Raw genomic sequence first — 4,859 nt, 5'->3', positions numbered from 1 at the left:
GTCGCAGCAACAACCAGGATCGCGCCGTCCATCTGCGCAGCACCGGTGATCATGTTTTTCACATAGTCGGCGTGGCCAGGGCAGTCAACGTGCGCATAGTGGCGAGTCGGGGTTTCATATTCAACGTGAGAAGTGTTGATGGTGATACCACGTGCTTTCTCTTCTGGCGCCTTATCGATCTCATCGAATTTGCTTGCTTTACCGCCGTAGGTTTTAGCCAGAACGGTGGTGATTGCAGCAGTCAGGGTGGTTTTACCGTGGTCAACGTGACCGATGGTGCCCACGTTTACGTGCAGTTTGTTACGTTGAAATTGCTCTTTAGCCATCGCTAGTCCCTCTAAGACACGGATATATCGAAGATATCGTCATATCAACCAGGCAATGCCTGACTGTTTGGTTTACAGAGAGAGAATCAGGAGAGAGATAAAGGAAGTGGTGCTGATACCCAGAGTCGAACTGGGGACCTCACCCTTACCAAGGGTGCGCTCTACCAACTGAGCCATATCAGCACATCTGGAGCGGGCAGCGGGAATCGAACCCGCATCATCAGCTTGGAAGGCTGAGGTAATAGCCATTATACGATGCCCGCATCCTGGAACTCGGCTACCTGTTCTTTCTGTAGCTTATGAATAATAAAAGAAGACCTTCTATTATTCGAGCCTGCCAGAGTTTCTGGCTGACTTTGATTGCGAAAATCCGCAATCTGAATTCGAAGGTGAGAGAGATGAACTCACCCGCCAGATAAAGATTTTATCTGACGCTCAACCAAGTGGTTGAGATGGTGGTGGGAGAAGGATTCGAACCTTCGAAGTCTGTGACGGCAGATTTACAGTCTGCTCCCTTTGGCCGCTCGGGAATCCCACCTACTTGATTGGTGCCGGCTACCGGAATCGAACTGGTGACCTACTGATTACAAGTCAGTTGCTCTACCAACTGAGCTAAGCCGGCATCAAGTGGAGCGCATTATGGGAAGACCGAGCCCAGGATGCAACAAAAAAATTGCCAAAATTGTTCTATCGCTTACTATTTGTGCAAAACATCGCAAACCGCTCATCATTTGCAGTATTTTCGTCCAAATGCAGTGTGTTTTTACGCCGCTGCACTAAGTGATTTACAGAGGCTTATCGTGGTTTGGTCGTCGCACGCCAGAAGCACAACGCCATTTTTCATTTAAAACTGCGCAACTTTTTTTATTGGATCGGGTTTGATTGAACATTTTTTCAACTAACACAATGCAAGACGGGATTGTTCGTTAACGGATGCCACTGTCGGCGTGTTAAAGAGGGAGGCATTATTGATTGTCTGAAGACGGCTCAACGTTGTCAGCGATGGAAAATCTGAAAAGATTTTACGCGGTGCTACAGCAAAATCGATTGTAATAAGCGACTAAGCAATAATAAAAATGCGGGCACGCTTACGAAAGCGTGCTCAGGTTTATCAATTTGCTTCTTTTTAAAGTGACACTGGTGTTACCCTCCAGCCCATTGTTCTCGTTACTTACCCCCTATGACGTGCAACTGAGCTCGACGCATCATTGTATGCCAGACGCTACAAGATGTTGATGAGCCGGGATTTGCGGTCAGATGCATACTTATGAGTAAAAAAACGACACCACTCACTACACCCTATTTGCAGTTTGACCGTCAGCAATGGGCCGCCCTGCGCGACTCAGTGCCAATGACGCTCGCTGAAGGCGAAATTGAACGACTACGCGGTATCAATGAAGATCTCTCCTTAGAAGAGGTTGCTGAAATCTATTTGCCGCTCTCACGTCTGCTTAACTTCTATATCAGTTCTAATCTGCGCCGTCAGGCCGTGCTGGAGCAGTTTCTTGGCACTAACGGGCAAAAGATTCCCTATATCATCAGTATTGCCGGCAGTGTTGCTGTAGGTAAAAGTACAACCGCGCGTGTGTTGCAGGCGCTGCTTAGTCGCTGGCCAGAACATCGTAAAGTCGAGTTGATTACAACTGACGGCTTTTTACACCCCAATGCAGTGTTGAAAGAACGGGGGCTAATGAAGAAGAAAGGCTTCCCGCAATCTTACGATATGCATCGTCTGGTGAACTTCGTCTCCGATTTGAAATCGGGCGCTAGCCAGGTCACGGCGCCGGTTTATTCACACCTTATTTATGATGTGATCCCGGATGGCGATAAGGTGGTACAACAGCCTGATATTCTGATTCTGGAAGGCTTAAACGTGCTGCAAAGTGGGATGGATTATCCCCACGATCCGCATCATGTATTTGTTTCTGATTTTGTCGACTTCTCAATTTATGTCGATGCACCTGAAACATTATTAGAACGCTGGTACGTTAATCGTTTCCTAAAATTCCGTGAAGGTGCCTTCAGCGATCCCGATTCTTATTTCCACCATTATTCTCAATTGCCTAAAGAAGAGGCGGAAAATATTGCTCGCGGATTATGGAAAGAAATTAACTGGCTGAATCTTAACGAAAACATCCTCCCAACCCGGGAGCGCGCCAGTCTGATAATGACAAAGTCTGCAGATCATGCCGTGCAAAGTGTTCGCCTGAGAAAATAACGTTTCATATTTAAACGCCCTAACTTACCTGGGCGTTTAATTTCTCAGGTCAATTCGCATTAATTGCCAGGACGCAGCGAAATCTCACCACCCACCCAGGACTTTACTTCGCCATCTTGATCCAGTAATAAACCACCCTGCTTATCAATACCACGTGCTATACCATGAACTTCCCTGTCGCCAATCAGCAGCTTAACCGGGCGATTGATAAAATTGTCCAGAGCATCCCAACGCTCTACAAACGGTGCCAATCCGTCACGCTCGAAAATCGGCAGTGCTTCACGCAGATGATTAATGATTTTTGCAGCCAGCTCATTGCGATTAATTTCTACACCGGCTTCCTGCAAATTAATCCACCCCTGATTAATTTCAGCGGCTCCTTCTGAGCGCATCACCAGATTGACACCAGCCCCCATGACAATTTGCGCTGCGTCGCCTGTTTTGCCGGTTAGTTCAACCAGAATCCCGGCCAATTTACGGTCGTTCAGGTAGAGATCATTGGGCCATTTAACGCGCACATCAGGTGCACCCAATGACTGAATCACCTCGGCCATCACGATACCAATCACCAGGCTGAGTCCCATTGCTGCAGCGGGACCTTGCTCAAGTCGCCAGTACATCGACAGATAGAGATTAGAACCAAAAGGAGAAAACCACTTTCTGCCACGGCGGCCACGGCCTGCTTGCTGATATTCTGCAATACAGGCATGACCAGAAGGCAACTGATCCATCCTATCCAGCAGATACTGGTTGGTAGAATCAATCACAGGGATGACATCTAAATCTGGTTGATGCAGATGCGAAAGAATATCGGTTTCATTCAGCAATTGAATGGGGGCAGGCAAGCTATATCCTTTTCCTGTGACGGTATAGACATCCAGACCCCAGCTCTTCAGGGTTTGGATATGCTTATTAATGGCTGCACGGCTCATACCCAATGCTTCACCCAACTGCTCGCCTGAATGGAATTCTCCATCAGCCAGCAGCGCGACCAATTTCAGCGGAACACTATTATCTTTCATGAAATGACCTCAACGGCGTTACGTTCGCCTTGAGCACCAATGAAGCGTACCTCTGGCTCGAGCCAAACATTGAATTTTTCACCCACGTGGTTCCGCACCTCGTGCGCTAAAGCAACGATATCCTTTGGCGTTGCCTGGTTTTCATTGATCAATACCAGCGCCTGTTGGCGGTGTACCGCAGCGCCGCCAATCTGGTATCCCTTGAGATGGCATTGATCGATCAACCAGCCTGCTGCTAATTTGACGTCTCCATTTGCCTGCGGGTAATGTGGCATCCCCGGCCATGCCTCTAACAGCTCATTGGCCAAATCACGTGTGATAAGAGGGTTTTTGAAGAAGCTACCTACATTGCCCGTTACCCGCGGATCGGGCAGTTTACTCTGACGCATTTGGCAAACTGCATTGAACACATCCCATGCGCATACGGTGGCTGGATTCAGTTTCGCTAAATCGCCGTAACTCAGCACCGGCTTCCATTGCTTAGCCAGACGGAGCCCAACAGCAATAATGACGTGATTATCCTTCATCTCGTGTTTAAAAATACTGTCACGATACCCAAACTGACACGCTTCGCGATTCAGGCGGCTGATTTTTTGTGTGGGCAGGTGCAGCACATCAACGTATTGGCAAATATCCTTAAATTCAACACCATAAGCGCCAATGTTCTGGATAGGTGCTGAACCGGCCATGCCCGGAATTAACGCCAGGTTTTCCAGGCCGGTAATCCCTTTCTTTAAAGTATGCTCAACCAACTGGTGCCAGTTCTCACCAGCGCCAATATGCAAATGCCATGCTTCAGCCTCTTCCTCAAGTGAAATACCTTTGATGGCATTAATGATCACGCCACCATCAAAGTCTTCCAGGAAAAGCACATTGCTGCCCTCACCTAATACGATGAAAGGTTGATTCGCCTGTTGAGTCGCTTGCCATGCGCGAACAATGGCTTCAGATGTGTCTGCGATATACAGCGATTGTGCACTGACTTCGAGACCCAGTGTGTTGAAAACTTTTAGAGAAGTGTGGGGGCTGGACATTTCACGGCCTTTACTGATTTATCTGGCCGTAGTTTACCCGATCAGTTAGTCACGGGTGGGATGTTTTCGTGGCTTTTAGCCCTGATTTCGCCAATTTGCAGACGTAAAAAAACCCTGAACTTTCGTTCAGGGTTTCTTCACTTATTTGATGCCTGGCAGTTCCCTACTCTCGCATGGGGAGACCCCACACTACCATCGGCGCTACGGCGTTTCACTTCTGAGTTCGGCATGGGGTCAGGTGGGACCACCGCGCTACAGC

Annotated in this window: 4 protein-coding genes, 4 tRNA genes and 1 rRNA gene; 1 reads left to right on the top strand and 8 read right to left on the bottom strand. The window is 48.3% G+C overall.

Features of this window, described 5'->3' with window-relative positions; translation table 11 throughout:
* The 5 genes from QMZ65_RS25115 to QMZ65_RS25095 form a co-directional block, all read right to left on the bottom strand.
* The coding region (locus QMZ65_RS25115) for a GTP-binding protein (protein WP_211729912.1) at nt 1-326 on the bottom strand (326 nt) is incomplete at its 3' end.
* Between the two features lie 107 nt (nt 327-433).
* Nucleotides 434-509: transfer RNA gene (locus tag QMZ65_RS25110), tRNA-Thr, on the bottom strand.
* A 5-nt stretch (nt 510-514) separates the two neighbouring features.
* Nucleotides 515-589 (bottom strand) — tRNA-Gly (locus QMZ65_RS25105).
* A gap of 190 nt (nt 590-779) precedes the next feature.
* Nucleotides 780-864 (bottom strand) — tRNA-Tyr (locus QMZ65_RS25100).
* An 8-nt stretch (nt 865-872) separates the two neighbouring features.
* Nucleotides 873-948, bottom strand: a tRNA-Thr gene (locus QMZ65_RS25095).
* Nucleotides 949-1,593: 645 nt separating this feature from the next.
* On the opposite strand from QMZ65_RS25095, the gene coaA reads away from it, so the two are divergent.
* A complete protein-coding gene (gene coaA, locus QMZ65_RS25090) occupies nt 1,594-2,544 on the top strand; it encodes a type I pantothenate kinase (protein ID WP_097119822.1) in 951 nt (316 codons plus the stop codon).
* 59 nt (nt 2,545-2,603) lie between these two features.
* Here the strand turns inward: coaA and birA are convergent, their stop codons facing one another.
* The 3 genes from birA to rrf form a co-directional block, all read right to left on the bottom strand.
* Nucleotides 2,604-3,566 (bottom strand): bifunctional biotin--[acetyl-CoA-carboxylase] ligase/biotin operon repressor BirA, encoded by a 963-nt coding sequence (birA, locus tag QMZ65_RS25085; RefSeq protein WP_283216941.1) that lies wholly within the window; start codon nt 3,564-3,566, stop codon nt 2,604-2,606.
* Nucleotides 3,563-4,600 (bottom strand): UDP-N-acetylmuramate dehydrogenase, encoded by a 1,038-nt coding sequence (gene murB / locus QMZ65_RS25080; protein ID WP_160834692.1) that lies wholly within the window; start codon nt 4,598-4,600, stop codon nt 3,563-3,565. The genes birA and murB overlap by 4 nt, the downstream gene beginning before the upstream one ends.
* A gap of 150 nt (nt 4,601-4,750) precedes the next feature.
* Nucleotides 4,751-4,859, bottom strand: a 5S ribosomal RNA gene (rrf, locus tag QMZ65_RS25075); the annotation flags it as partial.

Origin of the sequence: Pantoea sp. EABMAA-21, from assembly GCF_030053335.1 — a bacterium.
GTDB lineage: Bacteria > Pseudomonadota > Gammaproteobacteria > Enterobacterales > Enterobacteriaceae > Pantoea > Pantoea communis.
Note: the sequence above shows the minus strand (reverse complement) of the source record. Positions and strands in the feature narration are given on the sequence as shown.